The sequence below is a fragment of the Clostridium cadaveris genome, assembly GCF_020911725.1.
In the GTDB taxonomy this organism is placed as follows: Bacteria; Bacillota; Clostridia; order Clostridiales; family Clostridiaceae; genus Clostridium_X; species Clostridium_X cadaveris.
Genome location: NZ_CP076620.1, coordinates 2450213 through 2471553 on the forward strand (window position 1 = coordinate 2450213; position 21341 = coordinate 2471553).

The 21341-nt window shown below is 31.5% G+C and carries 18 protein-coding genes; 2 read left to right on the top strand and 16 right to left on the bottom strand.

All coding sequences use genetic code 11. From position 1 onward, the window contains the following. Positions 1–2: 2 nt before the first annotated feature. The 11 genes from KQH81_RS11705 to KQH81_RS11755 all read right to left on the bottom strand — a co-directional run bounded on the left by KQH81_RS11705 (position 3) and on the right by KQH81_RS11755 (position 11556). Positions 3–1385 carry a V-type ATP synthase subunit B gene (locus KQH81_RS11705; protein WP_027639137.1) on the bottom strand — a complete coding sequence of 461 codons (1383 nt, stop codon included), beginning with the start codon at positions 1383–1385 and terminating at the stop codon, positions 3–5. Continuing rightward, positions 1378–3150, bottom strand: a complete 1773-nt coding sequence (locus tag KQH81_RS11710) for a V-type ATP synthase subunit A (RefSeq protein WP_027639138.1) — start codon at positions 3148–3150, stop codon at positions 1378–1380. Before KQH81_RS11710 ends, KQH81_RS11705 begins: the two co-directional genes overlap by 8 nt. Before the next feature lie 17 nt (positions 3151–3167). Further along, positions 3168–3482, bottom strand: a complete 315-nt coding sequence (locus tag KQH81_RS11715; RefSeq protein ID WP_177192679.1) for a V-type ATP synthase subunit F — start codon at positions 3480–3482, stop codon at positions 3168–3170. Further along, positions 3469–4473 (bottom strand): V-type ATP synthase subunit C, encoded by a 1005-nt coding sequence (locus KQH81_RS11720; RefSeq protein WP_027639140.1) that lies wholly within the window; start codon positions 4471–4473, stop codon positions 3469–3471. Before KQH81_RS11720 ends, KQH81_RS11715 begins: the two co-directional genes overlap by 14 nt. 17 nt (positions 4474–4490) lie before the next feature. After that, positions 4491–5087 carry a V-type ATP synthase subunit E gene (locus KQH81_RS11725; protein ID WP_027639141.1) on the bottom strand — a complete coding sequence of 199 codons (597 nt, stop codon included), beginning with the start codon at positions 5085–5087 and terminating at the stop codon, positions 4491–4493. Between the two features lie 28 nt (positions 5088–5115). After that, the gene (locus KQH81_RS11730) at positions 5116–5592 is read right to left on the bottom strand and encodes a V-type ATP synthase subunit K (RefSeq protein ID WP_027639142.1); all 477 of its coding nucleotides are present in this window, start codon (positions 5590–5592) and stop codon (positions 5116–5118) included. An 11-nt stretch (positions 5593–5603) separates the two neighbouring features. After that, positions 5604–7562, bottom strand: coding sequence for a V-type ATP synthase subunit I (locus KQH81_RS11735; RefSeq protein ID WP_027639143.1), 1959 nt, complete (start codon positions 7560–7562; stop codon positions 5604–5606). After that, a complete protein-coding gene (locus tag KQH81_RS11740) occupies positions 7549–7875 on the bottom strand; it encodes an ATPase (RefSeq protein ID WP_027639144.1) in 327 nt (108 codons plus the stop codon). The genes KQH81_RS11735 and KQH81_RS11740 overlap by 14 nt, the downstream gene beginning before the upstream one ends. 146 nt (positions 7876–8021) lie before the next feature. Next, positions 8022–9641, bottom strand: a complete 1620-nt coding sequence (locus KQH81_RS11745) for a B12-binding domain-containing radical SAM protein (protein WP_230029279.1) — start codon at positions 9639–9641, stop codon at positions 8022–8024. After that, positions 9565–10191, bottom strand: a complete 627-nt coding sequence (locus KQH81_RS11750; RefSeq protein WP_230028324.1) for a hypothetical protein — start codon at positions 10189–10191, stop codon at positions 9565–9567. The genes KQH81_RS11745 and KQH81_RS11750 overlap by 77 nt, the downstream gene beginning before the upstream one ends. 66 nt (positions 10192–10257) lie before the next feature. Next, positions 10258–11556, bottom strand: coding sequence for a hypothetical protein (locus tag KQH81_RS11755; protein ID WP_027639146.1), 1299 nt, complete (start codon positions 11554–11556; stop codon positions 10258–10260). Between the two features lie 155 nt (positions 11557–11711). Here KQH81_RS11755 and spoVB point away from each other — a divergent pair, with 155 nt between their 5' ends. Further along, positions 11712–13199: a stage V sporulation protein B gene (spoVB, locus tag KQH81_RS11760; protein WP_035770859.1), complete on the top strand. Its 1488-nt coding sequence runs from the start codon at positions 11712–11714 to the stop codon at positions 13197–13199. A 109-nt stretch (positions 13200–13308) separates the two neighbouring features. Here spoVB and KQH81_RS11765 read toward each other — a convergent pair whose 3' ends face one another. The 5 genes from KQH81_RS11765 to KQH81_RS11785 form a co-directional block, all read right to left on the bottom strand. Continuing rightward, complete coding sequence (locus KQH81_RS11765) at positions 13309–14931, bottom strand: putative polysaccharide biosynthesis protein (RefSeq protein WP_027639147.1); 1623 nt, start codon at positions 14929–14931, stop codon at positions 13309–13311. 18 nt (positions 14932–14949) lie between these two features. Next, positions 14950–15906, bottom strand: coding sequence for an RluA family pseudouridine synthase (locus KQH81_RS11770; protein WP_027639148.1), 957 nt, complete (start codon positions 15904–15906; stop codon positions 14950–14952). A gap of 73 nt (positions 15907–15979) precedes the next feature. Continuing rightward, positions 15980–17164 carry a M20 metallopeptidase family protein gene (locus tag KQH81_RS11775; protein WP_230028325.1) on the bottom strand — a complete coding sequence of 395 codons (1185 nt, stop codon included), beginning with the start codon at positions 17162–17164 and terminating at the stop codon, positions 15980–15982. A 115-nt stretch (positions 17165–17279) separates the two neighbouring features. Then, complete coding sequence (locus KQH81_RS11780; protein WP_027639150.1) at positions 17280–17582, bottom strand: hypothetical protein; 303 nt, start codon at positions 17580–17582, stop codon at positions 17280–17282. Between the two features lie 111 nt (positions 17583–17693). Then, complete coding sequence (locus tag KQH81_RS11785; protein WP_027639151.1) at positions 17694–19694, bottom strand: ATP-dependent helicase; 2001 nt, start codon at positions 19692–19694, stop codon at positions 17694–17696. A gap of 142 nt (positions 19695–19836) precedes the next feature. Between KQH81_RS11785 and KQH81_RS11790 the strand changes: the two genes are divergently transcribed. After that, entirely contained in the window at positions 19837–21306 is a 1470-nt protein-coding gene (locus tag KQH81_RS11790) for a nicotinate phosphoribosyltransferase (protein ID WP_027639152.1), read from the top strand. The last annotated feature ends 35 nt before the right edge of the window (positions 21307–21341 follow it).

Below are 21341 nucleotides of genomic sequence, written 5' to 3' on the forward strand. Positions count from 1 at the left end.
AGCTACTCATCCTCTCTTTTAGGCAAGTACTTATCCAAATATTCATCTCTTATTCTCTTAAGTTCTATTCTTGGTAAGATGGATAATAGCTTCCAGCCAATATCTAAAGTCTCCTCTATAGATCTATTTGAATTGAATCCTTGAGATACATATTCATTTTCAAACGCTTCTGCAAATTTTGCAAACTTCTTGTCTGATTCAGAAAGAGCTGACTCTCCAAGAATTACAGCAAGTTCTTTCGCCTGCTTACCTGTAGCATAACCTGCAAAAAGCTGATTCATAGTATCTGCATGATCTTCTCTTGTCTTTTCTTTTCCTATACCTTTATCCTTAAGTCTTGATAGTGATGGCAATACATCTATAGGAGGCATAATTCCTTTTTTGTAAAGCTCTCTTGATAAGATTATCTGTCCTTCTGTTATATATCCAGTAAGGTCAGGAATAGGATGAGTCTTATCATCTTCTGGCATTGTAAGGATAGGAATTTGAGTTATTGACCCTGGAAGTCCCTTTATCTTTCCTGCTCTTTCATATAATGTAGCAAGGTCAGTATATAGGTAACCCGGATATCCTCTTCTTCCTGGAACTTCCTTTCTTGCAGCAGAAGTTTCTCTTAATGCTTCGCAGTAATTTGTTATATCAGTCATTATAACAAGTACATGCATACCTTTTTCATATGCTAAATACTCTGCAGCTGTAAGTGCCATTCTTGGAGTTGCAATTCTTTCTATAGCAGGGTCATTTGCAAGGTTCATGAATAGAACAGCCTTGTCTATTGCTCCTGTTTTAGTAAAATCATCTATAAAAAATTGAGCCTCTTCAAAAGTTATACCTATAGCCGCAAATACTACTGCAAACTTTGAGTCAGAATTCAAAACTCTTGCCTGTCTTGCAATCTGTGCTGCAAGCTCAGCATGTGGAAGTCCTGATGCTGAGAAAACAGGCAGCTTTTGTCCTCTTACTAGAGTGTTAAGCCCATCTATTGCAGATATTCCAGTTTGAATAAACTCTGATGGATAGTCTCTTGATACAGGGTTTATAGGAATACCATTTATATCTTTTCTCTCATCTGGTATTATATTTGGACCACCATCTTTTGGTCTTCCAAGTCCATCAAAGACTCTTCCAAGCATATCTTCAGATACTCCAAGTTCTAGAGGTCTGCCTAAGAATTTTGCTTTAGAGTTCTTTAGATTTATTCCTGCAGAACCTTCAAATAACTGAACAAGAGCTTTGTCTTCATTTATTTCTAGAACCTTACCTCTTCTTATGTCTCCATTTTGTATTTCTATTTCTACAAGTTCGTCGTATTTTACATTTTCAACGCCCTCGATAAGCATAAGTGGTCCTACAACTTCTCTTACAGTTCTATATTCCTTAAGCATCGTATACCCCTCCTTCTGCTATTAATTTATCCATGTCAGAAGAAAGTTCCTTAGATATTTCATCTATCTTTCCTATTTCTTCTTCTGGGATATATTTTGCTCTAGCGATCTTTTCTCTTATAGGCATATCTATTATCTTATCTAGATATACTCCTGCCTTTAATGCTCTTCTTGCTTCATCCATGAATTGAAGCACTAAATCTAACATCTTATACTGCTTCTCTAAAGATGCATAAGTATCAACATCATGGAAAGCATTTTGCATTAGATAGTCTTCTCTTATAGACTTTGCTACATCAAGCTTTAATCTGTCGTCTTCTGATAAAGAATCCTTACCTACAAGTCTTACTATTTCATCTAAACTGGCTTCTTCCTGAAGAAGTGCCATAGCCTTTATTCTTAAATCATTCCAATTTTCATTTACATTCTCATTCATCCATGCACCAATCTTATCAACATAAAGAGAATAAGAGTTTAACCATTGTATAGCTGGGAAGTGTCTCTTATATGCAAGAGATGAATCTAGACCCCAGAATACCTTAACTATTCTAAGAGTACCTTGTGTAACTGGTTCTGATAAGTCTCCTCCTGGAGGTGATACAGCTCCTATTGCTGTAAGAGCTCCTTCTCTCTCGTCGGATCCTAAACATATTACCTTACCTGCTCTTTCATAGAACTCAGCAAGTCTTGATCCTAAATATGCTGGATATCCTTCTTCACCTGGCATCTCTTCAAGACGTCCAGACATTTCTCTAAGGGCCTCTGCCCATCTTGATGTAGAGTCTCCCATAAGTGCTACGGAATATCCCATATCTCTAAAGTACTCTGCTATTGTCATACCAGTGTATATTGATGCTTCTCTAGCTGCAACTGGCATATTTGAAGTATTTGCTATAAGAACTGTTCTTTTCATTAAGGATTCACCAGTTTTAGGGTCTTTGATCTCTGGGAATTCCATAAGAACATCTGTCATCTCATTTCCACGTTCTCCGCATCCAACATATACAACTATCTCAGCATCTGCCCATTTAGCAAGCTGGTGCTGAACAACTGTCTTTCCACTACCAAAAGGTCCTGGAACACAAGCTGTTCCTCCCTTTGTAACTGGGAAGAAAGTGTCTATTATTCTTTGTCCTGTAACTAATGGCTCTATAGGATTCAGTTTTCTAGCATATCTTCTACCTCTTCTTACAGGCCATTTCTGCATCATCATAAGTTCCTTTACTCCTGATGCTGTTTCTACAGTACCTATAGTTTCAACTATTGTAAAGTCACCTTCATTTAAAGACTTTATTGTTCCCTCTATACCTACTGGAACCATTATTCTATGTTCTATAACCGAAGTTTCTTGAACTGTTCCGATTATATCTCCAGGAATTACATAATCTCCTACTTTTTTAGTAGGAACAAAGTGCCACTTCTTTTCTCTGTTTAATGGAGTTACCTCTATACCTCTTTCCAAGAAATTACCAGCTATTTTTTGAAATTCTTCTAGTGGTCTTTGAATTCCATCAAACATAGCCTCTAATAATCCTGGTCCAAGCTCTACACTTAAAGGCTCTCCTGTACTATAAACAGGCTCTCCTGGTCCAACACTTGTTGTCTCTTCATATACCTGAATAGAAGCTTTATCGCCTCTCATTTCTATTATTTCACCAATAAGACGTCTATCACTAACTTTTACAACGTCATATACATTAGCTTCATCCATTCCCTCAGCAACAACTAATGGTCCGGATACTTTAACTATCTTTCCAACCTTCAAGCTACTTACCTCGCTTCCTATAAAATATTCACGCCCACTGCTTTCTCAACATTATCTTGAACTTTTTTAATTCCAATATTCAACGAACCTTGATTGCTTGGAATTAAAATGATAGCTGGAACCATGGCCTTATTGTATCTCTCTATAGTTTCATCTAAGTCCTTAGCAATCTGTTCAGTAACGAAAATAACTGCATAGTTTTCCATTGCCATTCTATCTATAGTTTTTCTAGCTTCTTCTTTTTCTGTTACATCATAAACATCTATACCTATTGCTTTAAATGCTAGAACAGAATCTTTATCTCCAACAACTCCTATTTTATACATAGACATCACGCAGCCTTTCCCTTATGGAATCTATTGGAAGATTATTTATCTTACCTACCATAATTATTCGTAGAAGCTTTATTTCTGTTTCCTTTGCTATAATATAAGATACTATAGGTTCAGGACCAAAATGAACATACTTAGCTTCTTTGGCTTTCTTCATGATGTAATCTTCCCATAACTTTTCAAAAGAACTAAGTCTTCCTGTAGAGATATAATCTTCTATTCCCTTCTTTATTACATCTTTATATTTGATAGATGAAGGTATCTCTTCCATAATATTTTCTAAAGAACTTTCATAATTTTTAAAGAAAAACTCTTCTTTTATAGCTCCGCCTTCAATATAAACTTCGCTAAAAAATTTGAAAGGTTTTTGCTGTTTCTTAAGTCTTATATAAGTTCTCACATTTATAAAATCTATGTTGGATTTCATATATTCTTTTATAAATTCATACTCTGAAGACTGAGCTCTTTTTACTAAATCCTCATACATATATCTGTCTATTATTATGTCAATCTTTTGAGGGTCCTTATCTATAGAAAATGACTTTTCGGCCTCTAAAAACGCCTCTCTCATAAGTTCTGAAAAAGCTTTATAGTCTTCCGTTGCTATTATAAGCTTTAACTTTTCTACTTTTATAGAACCTGAATCCATAAGTAAATAGTCTAAATCCTTGCCTAAGATTTTACCTTTTAGGAGTACTTTTAAATTATGATAATCATATTTTAAACCCATTATATCTACTATAGATTTATCTGGAGACACCTCGTACATAAGGTCATATACCCTTTTTAGCTCCTCCTTAAGTAGCAAATCATAGTCCTCTGGCTTTTTCACATTTCCCATAAAAGCACTGTATTCAGTTTCCTGAAGTACTCTTAGAGCCTCCATAGCTGAGGATGCATCTATCATTCTTTCAAACTTAAGTTCATTAAGGAGCCTTTTCTCTAAAACTCTAAGCCTAGCTACTGCTTGAGTAAAATTCATTCTATCCATAGGGCTATCCTCCTTAATTAGCTAAATAAAGTCTTTACTATTTCTCCTTGAAGCTCATCTCTATAGTAATTTAATAGGCTTTCAAAGGTATAATTGCCTTCTATTCCGTTTTTAGCTACTATAAATCCACTTTCAACTTCACGATGTCCATCATAAAGCTTTATCTCACCTAATTTATTATTTTTCTTTAATTCTTCATTTATATCCTTTAATGCTAAGCTGACAGCCTCTTTATATTTTGCTGGAATTATAAGCTCTTCGTCTCCAACTATATCAATAGTTGTAATATAACCTTTTAATATATTTACAAACTTGTCAGAAGGCATTTCTTTTAGAGTTTCAAGGGCCTTTATGAATACTTTTTCTATGACTTCACCCTTAGCTCTAAGTTTTTCATTTCTAACTTTAAGTTCTGCTCCTGATATAATTCTCTCTTTTCTTATTTCAGCTTCCATGTTTGCTTTATCTATCATGGATTTCTTTATATCTTGAGCTTCCTTTGCCCTCTTATTGATTATAGCAGTTTCATCAGCCTTGGCTTTCTCTATAATTTCAGCAGCCTTTAAATTAGCATCTTCTAGGATTTTAGAAGTTAAGTTATTTAAATTTGACATATCTTCACATCCTTAAAAAGATAATTTATTAGAACTTAAATACTAAAAGTAGAGACATAAGGAATGCTAATAAAGCATAAGTCTCAACCATCGCTGAGTAAATGATACCCTTAGTATTGTGTTCTGGATTTTTGGCAAGTATTGATATACCTGCTGCTGCTGTTTTAGCCTGTGCTATAGCTGATTTCCAACCAACAAAAGCAATTGGTAAGCATGCAAAGAATAAATATAATCCAGTTCCTAAATTCATAGTTAAATCAAGTTTTAAAAATACCATAAGTCCTATAACGAATCCATATAATCCTTGAGTACCTGGTAATAATTGAAGAACTAATGATTTACCGAACTTTTCTGGTTCTTCTGTTATTAAACCTGCTGCAGCTTCACCAACAATACCAACACCTCTTGCTGATCCTATTCCTGGCATTATTACTGCTAAAGCCATACCAAATGTTGCCATTATTAACCCACCGTTATCTACAAAAAAACTAAATAAATTTTCCATTTCTATTCCTCCTAATCTCTTTTAACTGTTATAAATTTATTTCTAGATTTTAATGGTGAAAAAGGTTTTCCTCCACCCTCATAAAACTTTCCAAAGAATTCAACATATTGTAGTCTGCAAGTATGAACATATGCCCCTAATGAACTCAACAATACATTAAATAAATGACCTCCTACAAATATCAAAGATCCAAAAATTATTTTTGCAATCGGATTTCCTATCATTCCAATCATAAGGTTAAATGCTGAGCCTATGAACCCACCTGCAAGTCCTAAGGCCATAAGTCTTGAATAGGAAATTATATCTCCAACATAGCCACTTAATCCATATAATGCATATAAGCCTGCAGCTAACTTTGCACCAATACTTTTATTGTCTCTTCCTTGAGTTAGAACGATAATAATCATTCCAGCTATCATAATCCATTTACCAAAGGATACTATTCCACTTGGAAAACCAACTAGACTTCCTGCTAAAAGTAATGCTCCACCAAGTGTCATGTACCAAGAGCCTACATCAAAAAAGGCATATAAATATTGCTTCTGTTTTATAAGCATATAAGCTTTTGCTCCTAATCCTACAAATATTTGGAACACACCTATTGCCAATGATGCTGCAAAAATTGTCATAATATCAGTTGCTGGATCTACAAGACCTTTAACACCATATGGTTTTAATATATCTCCAAAATATGAGCCGTATATAATACCAACTACAGTAGTAGGTATTCCAAGATACATGAAGAATCTAGCAAAATTTGCTTTCTTCTCATCTAAATTAAACTTTTTAAGAGCTATAAGTGATGCTATAAACATTAATATTCCATAACCTGCATCTGCAAGCATCATTCCAAAGAACAATAAATAAAATGGTGTCATAATAGGTGTTGGATCCATCTCACTATATTTTGGTGTACTATACATCTCTGTTATTGATTGGAAAGCTGAAACAACTTTATTATTTTTTAGTGCTACAGGAACTTCTGTATCACCATACTCGGCTTCTTCTAGCTCTATATAATAATTATTTCCAACTACCTTTTCGATAGATTTTATAAATTCATCCCTATCTTCTGTTGGTATCCATCCACTTATAGCTACCACATTTGGACTCTCTAAGAAATTTTCCGAAGCTGAAACCTTTAACTCTTCATTGCTTAAGTATTCATAAGCTACTTCTAATTCCTCTATATTAGAGCTTGCCTCTTTAAGTTTATTCTTTAATTCATCTTCTTTTAGGTAAAGATTTTTTATCTTCTCCCCTATATCATTTATAATTTCTCTTGGCACACCTTTTTCAGATATGCTTGACTTATTAAAGCTAAAGGTTTTTAAGATTTCATTTGCTTCTTTTTCATAGTCTTTATGAACTATTATTATAAGATATCCTTCTCCTTTAACTTCACTTACTTTTTCTACATATGAGCAAGGAATTTCACTGTCGAACTTTTCCATAAATCCATCTATAAATGCTTTGGGAATAGTTCCAACAAAGGAAATAATATTTGCTGTTGCTCCTAAATCACCAAAGGATACATCTAGGTTCTCCCAAGGAAGTAATTCCTCTCCTTGACCTTTAAGCTTACTCACTTCATTTTTTATACTATTTAAGCTATCATCCATAGATTTTATAGAAAGATATATATCTTTCCAATTACTCTTTTCAGCTCTTTCCCTCAATTCATTGTAGGTAAATTCTTCTTTACCCTCTTTGAGAGATTTCAATGCATTTTCTTTTTCAGCATAAGGATGAAGTGAATCTAGTGCGAATTTGACTTTAGCTAAATCTCCTTGAACCTCTGAGAGATCTTTTTTCTCATCTAAAGGATTAAAGAAGCTTAAGTCATCTTCTCTCTTTTCTCTTAAATCTATGAACTGAACCTTTTCAAAGTTTTGAAGCTTACTTAAAAGTTCTTCCTTTTGTGATTCAAAGGTGAATAATGTGAATTTGCTCATCTTAACTATTGCCATTTATATTCACTATCCTTTCAACCACTAAATTTACAGCTTTCTGTAGTTTCTCTTCATTAAGATTTAAAATATCTTCTTTTTCAACATTGCCTTTTTCTAGTATAGGCGATGACTGCTTTATACCTTCTTCTTCTTTTGATTCTATGATGACTTTAACATCATTTTTCCCTGATAATATAATTTCATCATATTTCTCTTTAGCTTTAATTCCAGCATTTTTAATTATGTCTTTTGCTTGCTCTCTTGCTAGTCTTATAGTTTCTTCTGCTTTTTCTTCAGTTTGCCTGATGTCCTTTATAGCTTCTAATGCCACATATATCACCACCTTTATATTGAAATCCCCCAATATTAATTAATACTTAATATGGTATTGAATACGAGTTATTCATATTATATATCGTTTTGAATCTAAGTTCAATAAGAATTTAATTAATATTTTTTGAACAACTTTACCCTCTCCTAGTATTCTACAAAGATTCGATCAATTCCTTTAAAAATTGTGTAAATATTCTTAATAATCACTTTTTTGTTTTTTTCAAACTCTTCCATGTCAATCACAAATTTGTCTATAGTCCACGAATTATCCCAAGTGCCTATATCATTTTTTATATTTTCTTTTATCACTCTCTCTTCGGTTTTTGTAATATCACTTTTCAAGAAATCTGGTATGCCTCGTTTTTTATTAAAACTTAAATAATCATAACGAACTATAGATTTTAAAGGTTCTTCATCCTCTCTTAGCATTTCCATATTAAAATCTAAAAATACTTTATAGTATTCATTATTCGAAATGTTTATATTAAAATATCCTTTATCATAAAAGTACTGTCCTAGTTCATAAAAAAATCTAAAAGGACTATCCCACTTTTTGATAAGAAAATTTATTATATTAGTAAACTTTCTTGAATTGTAGTATTTATCAACTACCTTTTCAGTATTCTTCAAAATAAGTATTTCTTCATAGCTTATATCATTTGTTCTTAAAATTTCATATGGTGGATACGGAGAAAATTTCATACCCCATTTTTCAGCTTCTTCTCTCATAGAAGATCCTTTTAAAAGTTTTAAGAATCCAAGCTGTATCTCTTCAGGCTTTATAGAATATACATCATCAAAGGATTTTTTGAAAGAGTTTAAATCTTCTCCCGGAAGACCTGCTATAAGATCTAAATGCTGCTTTATATTTTTTATAGATTCAAGTTCAATTACCTTCTCTTTTATGTCATCAAAATTCACAAATCTATTTATATTTTTTAATACTTCATTGTTTGTAGTTTGCACTCCAACTTCAAATTGAAACTGACCATTTTTAGCTTTTGCTAAAAGTTCTATCTCTTCATGCTTTAATATATCTGCAGATATTTCAAAGTGAAAACATGTATTGCTTCCTTCTTCTATTAAAAATCTCCAAATCTCCATGGCAAATTTTGAATTACAGTTGAAAGTTCTATCTACAAACTTTATTAGTTTAACATCTTGGTCTATAAGAAATTTGAGTTCTCTTTTCACTCTTTCAACGGGCAAAAATCTAACTCCATGAGTTGTTGATGAAAGGCAGTACTTGCATCTAAATGGGCATCCTCTTGATGCTTCATAGTATACTATTTTATTTTTTAGGTCGTCTTTATCATTATATGGAAATACTATAGAATTCATGTCTATAAGAGCCCTTTGACCTGCATAATTTATACTTCCATCTTGATTTTTTATATAAAGTCCTTTTATACTATTTAAAGAATCTCCGTTTATTTTATTTTTCATAAATTCATAAAATGTTTCTTCGCCTTCCCCTTCAATTACATAATCTCCAGCGCTATTACTTAGAAAACTTAAACTATCATAACTAACTTCAGGACCTCCATAAAAAATCTCTATGTTACTATCTATTTCTTTTATTATTCTAGATATTTTCTCAACATATTCTAAATTCCATATATATGTAGAAAAGCCTACTATATTAGGCTTTTTTAGTATTATAGCTCTAACTATATTTTCTATGGAATCATTTATTGTAACTTCTAAAATTTCTGATTCGTAATTCAGCTTCTTTGTGTATGCCTTTAAGTATCTTACCGCCAAGTTGCTGTGTATGAACTTTGAATTTATTCCTACTAGTAATGTCTTCATGTAAATCAATTCCCTTCTTCTTTGCTCGTATATAATATATATCCCCCCAGGACTTCTGCTCTTCTATATCAAAATATGGAGTTATCAGCCTCTCTACGGTTTCCTTTCTGATTTCTTTAAGTGGATTATAATCTTTAACTATAATTTCCTTTTTCTTATCATTTGGTAAAAGGGTGATTATCTTTCCATTAAAAGTTTCTCCATATTTTTTATCTATATCCCATAAAAGCAGTTCTCCTTCAGGTTTAATATTTTTTAATATACCTCTGATTATATTACCTCTGTCTCCATTCGTCCATAATCTGCCTAGATAAAAAAACATTATGACATTATGGTAAAACTCCTCCTCTACAAGTTCACTCTTTTCCTCAACATAGTCCACGGATACCTCTTGAAAAGTTTCTTTAAACAAACTGTATACTATATCATAATTATTATTTGAAACATCTAGGACATTTCCTTTTAAACTTATGTTTCTTAAATCTATTATATATTCTTTCATACTATCACCCCTACTAATTAATTCAATAAAAACAGGATAATTCCTTCCAGAATTATCCTATTGATTCTATCTTCTTCTCCTTATTTTCCAAGCAAAAGCTACAATCATAGATACTATTATAATAATACTCCCATACAATGTTGAATTATTCATAGGATTTATAATACTGCTTTTGGCCTTTGTTATATCATATAAAACTCCAGTTTCTCCATCTAAAACTCTTAATGATTCCTCAGTAAATTTCAATGCATTTATATCTCCATTACTAAGCTTTATCTTCTCTTTTGCTGTACCTTTCTTTTCTAAAGTATATATAACTTTATCCTGTCTATCATAAAAATAAATACTGTCCTTTTCCCCAAGAATTCCATTTCTATCTACAGCCATGGTTCCTAACGCAGTCAAAGAACTATGTTGATAGTATGGCACCTCTGGATTTTTTGTAGGATGTTTTTTTATTATATATTCCATAGCTTCATTTGTACTGCTTATAAACCTTGGTGATATTATAGGATCTCCTCCACTATAATCAGGCCATCCATACCACTTTCCACTTTTAAACTCATATATATAATCACTATCTCCTTCTATTCCTCTTACCCCTCTAGGTTCAATTCCACCTACTGTTCCATATATTTCTCCATTAGAATTATAATCCATGCTATCAATATTTCTTACTCCATAGCAGTAAAGGTTCCATTTCTCAGTAGAAAAATCATAACTTATCAATGAAGCATTAGCTGGCATAGAAGCTTTTATAACGTCGTCTTCTTTAACCTTAGTATTATACGATGAATATGCGCCTGTGTTACCATTATTAAAATTTTTTCCTCTGACCACTATATCTATAGGTGTTGTATCATGGAAATATGGGTCATCTTTTATCCAATCATTATCCTCACCTACAACACCTGAATTAGTAGCTGCTCCTATTGATGCATAAAGCTTATTGCCAGATGCAATTAAAGAAATTTTTTTATAATCACCTTTATTAGGTATATCTTTCAGTATCTCCTTTATATCTCCACTTTTAATGTTTAATGATAATATTCTATTGTCTGTAGATATATATATATTACCTTTAAAATATTCTATATCATATATATCTAAATCTTTGTTTTCATATATTATTCTACTCTGTCCTAAAGAATCTATCATTTGTATTTTATTTCTAAAAGCTATAAAAGTATTATCCTCATCATCAATTGTAAAATCCCTACTATCTTTAAGCCCTTTATAAATTATGTTCCATTCCATATCTTTATTTTTTATGTTCATTGTTGGAGATGTATACGCCTTTCCAAGTACTAATACCATTCCAACTATGATGACACCCGCTATAATCTTAGAAAATATCTTTTTCACCGTAAACCCCTTTACACCAATTATTACATTAATTATATATATTTTTATAATTCTAAAATAATTACTTAATGTTCTAAAGGCAGCAAAAAATCTATTTGTAATATTCTTTAGATATAAAGAATATTAATTATTGTATTACTTTCAAGGAGGATTTAATGAGTGATAACTTTTATAAGAATTCATTTTTTTTGATTCTTTCAAACCTCACAACAGGTATATTAGGCTTTATATTTTCCATAATACTTTCACGTCTTCTTGGCGCTGAAGGTATGGCATTATATGGACTTGTTATGCCCTTATATAATCTTTTTATATGTCTCATGTGTGGAGGTGTAATAACAGCTATTTCAAAATTATCTGCTGTTTATTATGATACTCACGATTACTATAATTTGAGAAAAACTATAAGAACAACTTTTTCCTTCAATATAATATGGGCTTTAATTGTAGCTGTTTTAGTATTTATATTTGCTCCTCAAATAGCTAACTACCTAATAAAAGATAGCAGAACAATTTTGGCACTAAGAATCATAACACCTGCTATGATTTTCATATGTCTATCCAATATAATAAAAGGTTTCTTTTATGGTACATCACAAATTCTAGTACCTGCTATAATAGATATTGGAGAAAAAGCATTAAGAGTTTTTGTTATTTTAGCACTCCTTTTTCACTTCGGTGTAAAATCATTAGAAAACTCAGTAGCTTTAGCTTACATAACATTAGTTATAGGCGAATTTGTTAGTCTTATTTTTTTATACATTTACTACAAAAAGTATGTACGTCCTTTAAAAGGAGGCTGTATTTACAAAGAAGGTAGAGTTCAGCTTGCCTTTAATGTTCTTATAATATCGTTTCCCTTGTGTCTTAATGGTTTATCCACTACAGTATTAGACACTTTAGCAACTTTAATACTTCCACGAAGACTCGTTGCCGCCGGTTTAGAATATTCTGCTGCTTTAAATGCCATAGGAAAATTTTCTGGAATGTCCATGAATATTGTTGTATTTCCTATGCTTGTGGTAGGATCACTTATAACCCTCCTTATTCCAAACCTTTCTAAGCTTATGAATAAAAAGGATTATTTTTTAGCCTCTAATAGAATAAAAGAAGTTTTAAAAATTGCTATGATACTTGGCTTATGTACCCTAGCAGTAGCTTGGAATATGCCTGAAGATTTAGGATATATGTTTTTTAAGAGAAGAGACCTAGGACAGTTTATTGCTTTTGCAGCATTATGTCCACCAATCTCATTTGTGGCTAATGCCTCAGTTGGAATTTTAAATGGACTTGGCAAACAAAATTTGGTATTGAAAAACTCCATAATGTCTTCTTGTTTAGAACTTGTATTTTTATATGTATTAGCAGGGATACCTCAGATAAATGTATATGCTTTTGGAATTGCAATATTAGCTTCTGCTATATTGATGCTTATTTTAAACCTTAAAGAAATAAATAAAAATATAACTTTAAATATAAGCATAATGAATTTTATATATGTAATATTGCTTGGGATATTATGCTTTTTTACACTAAGAATATGTATTTCATTGTTTCCATCAGTTCCAAAACCATTTTTCATAATTTTAGGTTTTGCCTTTACACCACTTGCAATGGTAAATTTAAAGACAAAAAAATATTAAAATATAATATAAAAAAACACCACTCTTATGAATGTACCGACCCCAAAAGTTAGACTTAAAAATCTAACTTATGGGAATCACATCAATAGAAAGTGGTGTTTTTTATTCCCTATCTTAATCTCCTTTTTAATCCTTTTGGCATAATCTTTACAATTCTAGGTGAAAAAGAATTTAAATCCTTTCTAGTTATTCCTCCAGTAAGCACTAATCCATAAGTATAAACAACCACACCTATGAATACTGATGTTAGGGTAGGTATAGCTCTCATAAGGTATCCATTTCCCATAATCGAGAAAATCCATGAAAGATTTGCGTTGCAAATATACACCACAACACCCATAAGCGCTGCAGATATAAATGGTTTTATAGCAGTACTTATTATTCCAATTCTTATTTTTAATGAGTTCTGCATTATCCTATGATTTATAATCATAGGAATTAAATAACTTAAAATTGTTCCTATGATTGCTCCATTTATGTTTACAGAAGGCATTGCTATCAAGAAATAATTTGATAAAAGCTTTGCTCCTATTCCTATTGCTAAAGATAGCAATACTGCGTAAAGCTTGTTTACGCATTGAAGAATTACCGTTTGGATTTGAACTATTGACATAAATACTATAGCTATAGAGCCGTACATCATAAGTTCATATCCTGAAGAATCTCCTATGTAGATGAAATCATATATACTTTTGCTTAGAACCGCAAGGCCTACTGCACATGGTATTGAAACCATATAACTGGTTTTGAATGCAAAAGTTATCTTTTCTTTCATTTCTTTCTTATCTTTTAAAACTACAGCTCTTGAAATAGCAGGAATAACTGCTGAGCTTAAAGCTGCTATTATAGTAAGCGGAACATTTATAAGCGTTCTATATTGGCTTAAACTTGCAAATTTTATATTTCTTTCTGAATCTAAAAGAAATCCAGCTACTTTAAGACGATTTTTTACCACAGCCATATCTATGACTGATCCAAAATACTGAAGTCCTGAGCTTAAAGTTATAGGAATTCCATATTTGAATAATCTTTTTACAAGTTCTTTATTGCTATGTCTTACAACCTTTACTTCTGATTCTTTATTATTGCTTCTATGAATCTTTATTCTATTCTTTTTGTATACATATATTAGGAAAATACATGCTGCTAATGCTCCAATAGTGGTTCCTATTGTTCCTCCTGCTGCTCCGTACTCTACTCCTTGTTTATATAAAACGTATGCAAATAATAAACTCACTGGCACATTTAATAGCTGTTCTATTATCTGTGAAATTGCTGTTGGAGTCATTATACTTCTTCCTTGAAAATACCCCTTATAAGCTGCTAATACCGATGTTATCATTATGGCTGGTGCAAGACTCATTATAGCTATAACAGCATCATTATTGTCAGTCATTACTGCAAATGGTTTTGCAAATATTATCATTATCATCGCCACTGCAAATCCTGTTAAAAGCAATATGGATCTGGCGAGTTTAAAAGTTTTAAGTGCATCTTTTGGATTATCTAAAGCTATCAACTCAGAAACCTGTTTGCTTATGGCGGTCTGCATGCCAGAATTAGTTACAACATACATAAGTGTAAAAATTTCATAGGCTGCGGCGTATACGCCGTAGCCTTCTTTACCTATAGCTTTAATAAGAAATGGCACATAAGCTAAAGATATAATCTTTACTATTATTCCCGCTAAGGATAGCACAGCAAATCCCTTGGTAGTAGACTGCTCCTTCATAACTATCTCCTTCTTATTTTAAAATTTAAAGACATCTTTCTTTATTTTCTTAAACATAGGTGGAAGGGATTCTGCTATGGTTTTGTTTGTCATATAATCCAATCTTCCTTTGCAATCTTTAAATACTAATTTATACGCATATAGATACTGGTAATCCAGTCCAAATTTATTAAAGAAGAAGCTATTTAGTTTTTTATCTCCATACTTTGTATCCCCTACTATAGGATTTCCCATAGAAGATAAGTGAGCTCTTATCTGATGGCTTCTTCCAGTTATAAGTCTTATTTCTAACAATGAGAATAATCCGTTAGTTTCAATAAGATTAACTTCCATTTCTATTTCTTTACTACCTATCTTTGGTTTATCATAAACCCTTGAAATATTGCTCTTTTCATCTTTACATATATATCCCTTATATAAACCTGATTTTATTTTACCTTTCACAAGACACATATAGTACTTTTCTACAGTACGTTCTCTAATCATTTCATTTAAAAGCTTTAAGCTTTCAAAATTCTTTCCAAATATAACTACACCTGATGTATTTCTATCAAGTCTATTACATGGAGCTGGTGTAAATGTAAGTTCTTTTTCTGAAATATAGTCTCCCTTTTCTTCTAAATAAGATAAAACATAATCAGTAAGTGTAGGGTCTCCTCCCTTTTTATCAGAATGAACTAACACTCCTGGCCATTTTTCTACTATCAAAATATTTTCATCATCAAAGGTAACCTTAAAATTAGCGTCTACCTTTTGGAATGTTTCTTTCTTTTGAGTTGATGTTTCTATATAACGTATTACAACTTCATCACCCTCTTGCAAAAAGTATTTCTCTTTGCACTTTTTACCATTTACTTTTACATTGCCTTTTCTTATAGTCTTATATATAGCACTTAACGGTATATCTTTAAGTAACTTTCTAAGAAATTTATCTATTCTCTGTCCCGCTTCATTTTGACCAATTGTTATATTCACAAAATCACTCCTAATTTAAGGTTTAAGTTGTAGTATTTATTCGCTATTCACATTTCTTTAGCATAATATTATTTTAAGTTCTTGTCAAATAATTAAATGCATTCAGAGCTTGAAGTGCTACACCATAAGCTAGAGCACTTTCATCTATATCAAATAATGATCCATGCGCTGGATTTACTATACCCTTGTCGCTATTTCTAACACCTAAGAAATAAAAAGCACTTGGTCTTTCATTAGAAAAATAAGCAAAGCTTTCAACTCCCATACTTGGATATTGAAGCATCTCTATAGAATTCTTCCCCAAAATCTCTTCTGAACTTTCTCTCACATAATTCAGTATAGAATCATCATTATAAAGACATGGATAGCTTTCTTCTATTTCTATTTCTGCCTTTCCCCTCATTGCAGTGCATATGCCTTCAGTTATCTCTACAAGTCTTCTCTTTGCCATCTCTCTGTCTTCTGATGTCATAGTTCGTATTATTCCTTTTAGCGTAACTTCTTCTGGAATTATATTTTGAGCAGTACCTCCATTAAATGAACCAATGGTAACTACAGCTGGAGATGCAGGTAATACTTCTCTTGAAACTATGGTTTGAAGAGCTACCACGACTTGACTTGCTATCACTATAGGGTCAATAGTGTCATTTGGATGAGCTCCATGACCTCCCTTTCCCTTTATTTTTATATTAAAAGGATTTGATGCAGCATTAAATACTCCATATCTTAGTCCTATTTTTCCTGCATTTATGCTCTCTGATACATGAAGTCCAAAACATGCATCTACATGAGGATTTTCAAGAACTCCCTCTTCAATCATAAATCTTGCTCCTCCAACAGTCTCTTCTGCTGGTTCAAATAAAAGTTTAACATTTCCTTTTAGATCTTCTTTGTGAGAATTTAATACCTTAGCTACTCCTAGTAATATAGATGTATGGGCATCATGACCACATCCATGCATCTTTCCTTGTATTTTTGACTTATATTCAACTTCCTTTCTATCATTAAGAGGAAGTCCATCCATATCCCCCCTCAAAGCAACGGTCTTGCCAGGTTTTCCACCTTCTATTAAGGCACATACACCTGTCTTCGATACTACTTCATAAGGAATATTTTCTTTATCTAAAAACTCTCTTATTTTTTCATTGGTTCTATATTCTTCAAAGCCAAGCTCCGGATACTCATGTAGATCTCTTCTTATGGATATTATCTCCTTTTCTATAGATTTGGCCTCTTTTAAAAAATCTATATTCTTCATAATTCATCTCCTCATATTTTTACTATGTAAGGCAATTTAAAAGCTCATATTCTAGGAATATGAGCTTTTAATTAGAATTATATATCATTATTTTATCTTATTCAATAACATTAGATTACATATTAATAGTTAATTCATTATCTTCTTCTTTTATATAAGGAAGCTCTCTTATTATACTGTAAATACAGTCAGCTACCTCTTCTTTTATATTAAAGTTTTCTCCTTTGAAAACTTTATTGTAATACTGCATATGACACCATACATCAACAAAATCTTCTTTGGTCAAAAATATTATAGACTCCCCTGAATTCTTAATAGCAAATTCTCCACTGCAGTTGTCTACAACATCTATTCCTAACTCCTTATTATTCATCATAATATAATTTACATCTTCCCACATCTTTTTAAAGGCTATCAATTTAAATCAATTCCCCCTTCTTTACAACTTCGCACACAACATTAGTATATCATATTAGAGATATATTTTCAAATAGTATATCACTATAACCTGTATATTTTTAACTATTTTTTAATTTAGCTCCAAAAGATTGCTGTTTACAAGTATTGAAAAATTAAAAGTCCTTGTTATTCCCCCAAAATCTATCACTATTGTGTTGTCATTAAGTTCCTTAATAATCCCTTGCCCAAAAGCTTTATGAGTAACAGCATTTCCTATTTTATAATCACCATATCCTATTTCTTCTTTTATGCTACACTCATCAATAAAATATGATGGTTTAATGCTCTTTCCTCTTATATTTTTAGGTGAAAATAAATAAAGTCCTTCTATAGCCCTTGTTATAGCCACATAAAATAATCGTCTTTCCTCTTCTATGTTATTCTCATCCTCTGCACTTCTCTTATGAGGTATATATTCTTCAGAGCAATTTATTATGTAGACATTTTTAAATTCCATTCCTTTTACTCCATGTATAGTACTAAGAATTACAGCATCTTCTTTAGAATTCTTAGAATGTTTTTTTAGCTCCTCCTTAACCTCAATCACATGTCCTAAAAACATAGCTATAGCATTATATCCTTCTAAAGAAGCTCTAAACTCCTCAACTATATCTTCTAAATCACTTAATGCTATTTTAAATTTTAAACTATACTCTCTTAAATAATCCATATACCCAAGATCAGTTAATACATAGCTAACAGCACTTTTAAGAGACATCTTATTTAATGCAGCTATTTCTTTAGATAATCCTTCAAAAACTTTTAGTTGAAACGGAGCCATGTCCTGAACTGTTTTTATTATATTAAAGCAGTTATCTTCGTAAGCATACTTTTTTAATCCATCTAAAGTATTTTTGCTCACATATCTAAAAGGTTTATTTATTACTCTTAAAAAACTTGTCCTGTCATATGGATTTAATGACAAATTCAAATAAGCTATTATATCTTGACAAATAAAGTGATTAAAAAAATTATATTCCTTATCTAGTAAAAGAAACGGCACTTTTTTTCTGATACATATATCTATTATGCTCCTACTTTCAAGATTGGTCCTGTATAAGACTGCATTACAGCTATACTTCACTCCATTTTTATTATGTTCTCCAACTATATTATCTATTATATACTCCCCCTCTAAATTTTCGTTAACAGGGGTCATATATCTTATTATTCCATCTTCTTTTTTAAAATAATTTATATTTTTATGATTTCTTAATTTATTATTCTTAATAAGACTTTTAGAAATTTCAACAATATTTTTTTTACTTCTATAATTGCAATCTAAATAATATTTTACTCCTCCTAAAAATTCTTTTGAAAAGTTCACCATGTATTGAGGCTTGGATCCTCTAAAGCTATAAATACATTGATCCTCATCTCCCACGACAAAGAGACTATTTTCATTTCTATCTGAAAAAAGCTTCAAAAGATATATCTGTATATCATCGCAGTCTTGAAATTCATCTACCAAAATATATTTAAATAATCTTTTATATTTTTCTGCCATTCCAGGAGTCTTATCCATAAAATCCTTTACCATAAGCTGCATATCATCAAAATCTATAAGACTCTCTTTAGCTTTGTACCTCTCGTACTCTTCATAACACTCTTTAAAAATTTCTTTATCTATAGAACTTTCAAATTCATCTATGGATTTAAAACTACATTTAAAAAGAGAGATATTGTTTAATGCTTCTTTTATCTTTTCCTCACCTATATCATCTATATATTTCTCTAATACACTCTTCACTATTCTATAGCTTATAGAAGACTCTATTATCTTTATTTCCCCTATTATTCTTGTAAGTATCTTATAGCACAATGCGTGAAAAGTTCCAAAAAAAGGAGTATTTGCCCCAAACTGTGCTTTATATCTATCTTTCATATTCTGAGCTGCTGCTTTAGTAAAAGTTATAACTATTATATTGTGTGGATTTACTTTTTTATCATAAATAAGATGCGCAACCCTGTTTATAATAACCGTTGTTTTCCCAGAACCTGGTGCTGCAACTACTAATACCTTTTTATTTGAAGTCAATATAGCTTCTTTTTGACTCATGTCTAATTGCATAAAAAAACCTCTCTTTAAAACCCTTTATCTTTGATTATAGCCATATCTCCACATATATAGCACAAAATATATTGTAATAATTTTGACTAAGTATTACAATAAATATAATTTAATATGCTTAATTTAAGAGGAGATTTGAGATATGAATAGATTCAACGTAAGAAACGAAAGAAATCTTACCATGTTAGTTGATTTTTATGAACTTACTATGGGTAACGGGTATTTTGATAATGGAGTTGCAAATAAAATAGCGTATTTCGATATGTTTTTTAGACGTGTGCCTGATGGCGGCGGTTACTGCATAATGGCTGGCGTAGAGCAGCTTATAGAATATTTATCTGATTTAAAGTTTACTGAAGATGATATAGAGTATTTAAAAAGTAAAAATACTTTTTCAGAAGAATTCCTTGATTACTTAAAAAACTTTGAATTCGTATGCGATGTTTGGGCTATTCCAGAAGGGAATCCAGTCTTTCCAAGCGAACCCCTAGTTGTTGTAAAGGGTCCAGTTATTCAAGCTCAGTTCATTGAAACTATGATACTCCTTACAGTCAACCACCAGACTCTCATAGCTACAAAAGCTAATAGAATCTGCAGAGCTGCTCAAGGAAGACCTGTAATGGAATTTGGATCAAGACGTGCTCAGGGCTATGACGGTGCTATATATGGAGCGAGAGCTGCTATGATAGGAGGATGTTCTTCTACTGCATGTACTATAGCTGATGAAATGTTTGATGTTCCTGCAGTGGGTACAATGGCTCATAGTTGGGTTCAGCTTTTTGATAATGAATATGATGCCTTTAAATGTTGGGCAGAAACATATCCTGATAACTGCGTGCTTTTGGTAGATACTTATAACGTACTCAAATCAGGAATTCCAAATGCTATAAAAGTATTTGATGAAATATTGAAGCCTATGGGTATAAGACCAAAAGGAATAAGAATAGATAGTGGAGATATAACTTATCTTACAAATTGCTGTAGAGAACTTTTAGATGCAGCTGGATATGAAGATTGTAAAATTGTAATCTCTAACTCTCTTGATGAATATATAATATCGGACGTAATTGCTCAAGGGGCTAAAGTTGATTCCTTTGGAGTTGGTGAAAGACTTATAACTGCAAAATCGGAACCAGTATTCGGTGGTGTATACAAACTTTCTGCTATAGAAAATGGCTCTACCATAGTACCTAAAATAAAGATTAGTGAAAATGAAGAAAAAATAACTAACCCAGGATTTAAAAAGATTTACAGAGTCTTTGATAAAAAATCGCATATGGCTATAGCTGATTTATTAGCTTTAAATTCTGAAATTGTAGATGAGTCCCAACCTTTAGAATTATTTAACCCAGTATACACATGGAAAAGAAAGAAAGTTAAAAATTACTATGTCAAAGAACTTTTAGTTAAGATATTTGATCATGGTAAAGCTGTTTATACTAGTCCATCTGTATTAGAAATCAAAGAGTTTTCTCAAAAAGAAACATCAAAACTTTGGCCTGAGGTTTTAAGATTTGAAAATCCTCATACGTATTATGTAGATCTGTCTAAGGATTTATGGGATTTAAAGCATTCACTTTTACATAACTTATCATCAAACTTTGAAGAGTAGTCTTTATATGAAAGGAGTGTATATTGAATTAAGCA

What these genes read in the sequence shown, in the direction of transcription:
- KQH81_RS11775 (WP_230028325.1), bottom strand. Translation starts at nt 17,164, where the DNA reads ATGAAGAATATAGATTTTTTAAAAGAGGCCAAATCTATAGAAAAGGAG.
- KQH81_RS11715 (WP_177192679.1), bottom strand. Translation starts at nt 3,482, where the DNA reads ATGTCTATGTATAAAATAGGAGTTGTTGGAGATAAAGATTCTGTTCTA.
- KQH81_RS11720 (WP_027639140.1), bottom strand. Translation starts at nt 4,473, where the DNA reads ATGGATAGAATGAATTTTACTCAAGCAGTAGCTAGGCTTAGAGTTTTA.
- KQH81_RS11725 (WP_027639141.1), bottom strand. Translation starts at nt 5,087, where the DNA reads ATGTCAAATTTAAATAACTTAACTTCTAAAATCCTAGAAGATGCTAAT.
- KQH81_RS11735 (WP_027639143.1), bottom strand. Translation starts at nt 7,562, where the DNA reads ATGGCAATAGTTAAGATGAGCAAATTCACATTATTCACCTTTGAATCA.
- KQH81_RS11785 (WP_027639151.1), bottom strand. Translation starts at nt 19,694, where the DNA reads ATGCAATTAGACATGAGTCAAAAAGAAGCTATATTGACTTCAAATAAA.
- KQH81_RS11705 (WP_027639137.1), bottom strand. Translation starts at nt 1,385, where the DNA reads ATGCTTAAGGAATATAGAACTGTAAGAGAAGTTGTAGGACCACTTATG.
- KQH81_RS11730 (WP_027639142.1), bottom strand. Translation starts at nt 5,592, where the DNA reads ATGGAAAATTTATTTAGTTTTTTTGTAGATAACGGTGGGTTAATAATG.
- KQH81_RS11750 (WP_230028324.1), bottom strand. Translation starts at nt 10,191, where the DNA reads ATGAAAGAATATATAATAGATTTAAGAAACATAAGTTTAAAAGGAAAT.
- KQH81_RS11765 (WP_027639147.1), bottom strand. Translation starts at nt 14,931, where the DNA reads ATGAAGGAGCAGTCTACTACCAAGGGATTTGCTGTGCTATCCTTAGCG.
- KQH81_RS11790 (WP_027639152.1), top strand. Translation starts at nt 19,837, where the DNA reads ATGAATAGATTCAACGTAAGAAACGAAAGAAATCTTACCATGTTAGTT.
- spoVB (WP_035770859.1), top strand. Translation starts at nt 11,712, where the DNA reads ATGAGTGATAACTTTTATAAGAATTCATTTTTTTTGATTCTTTCAAAC.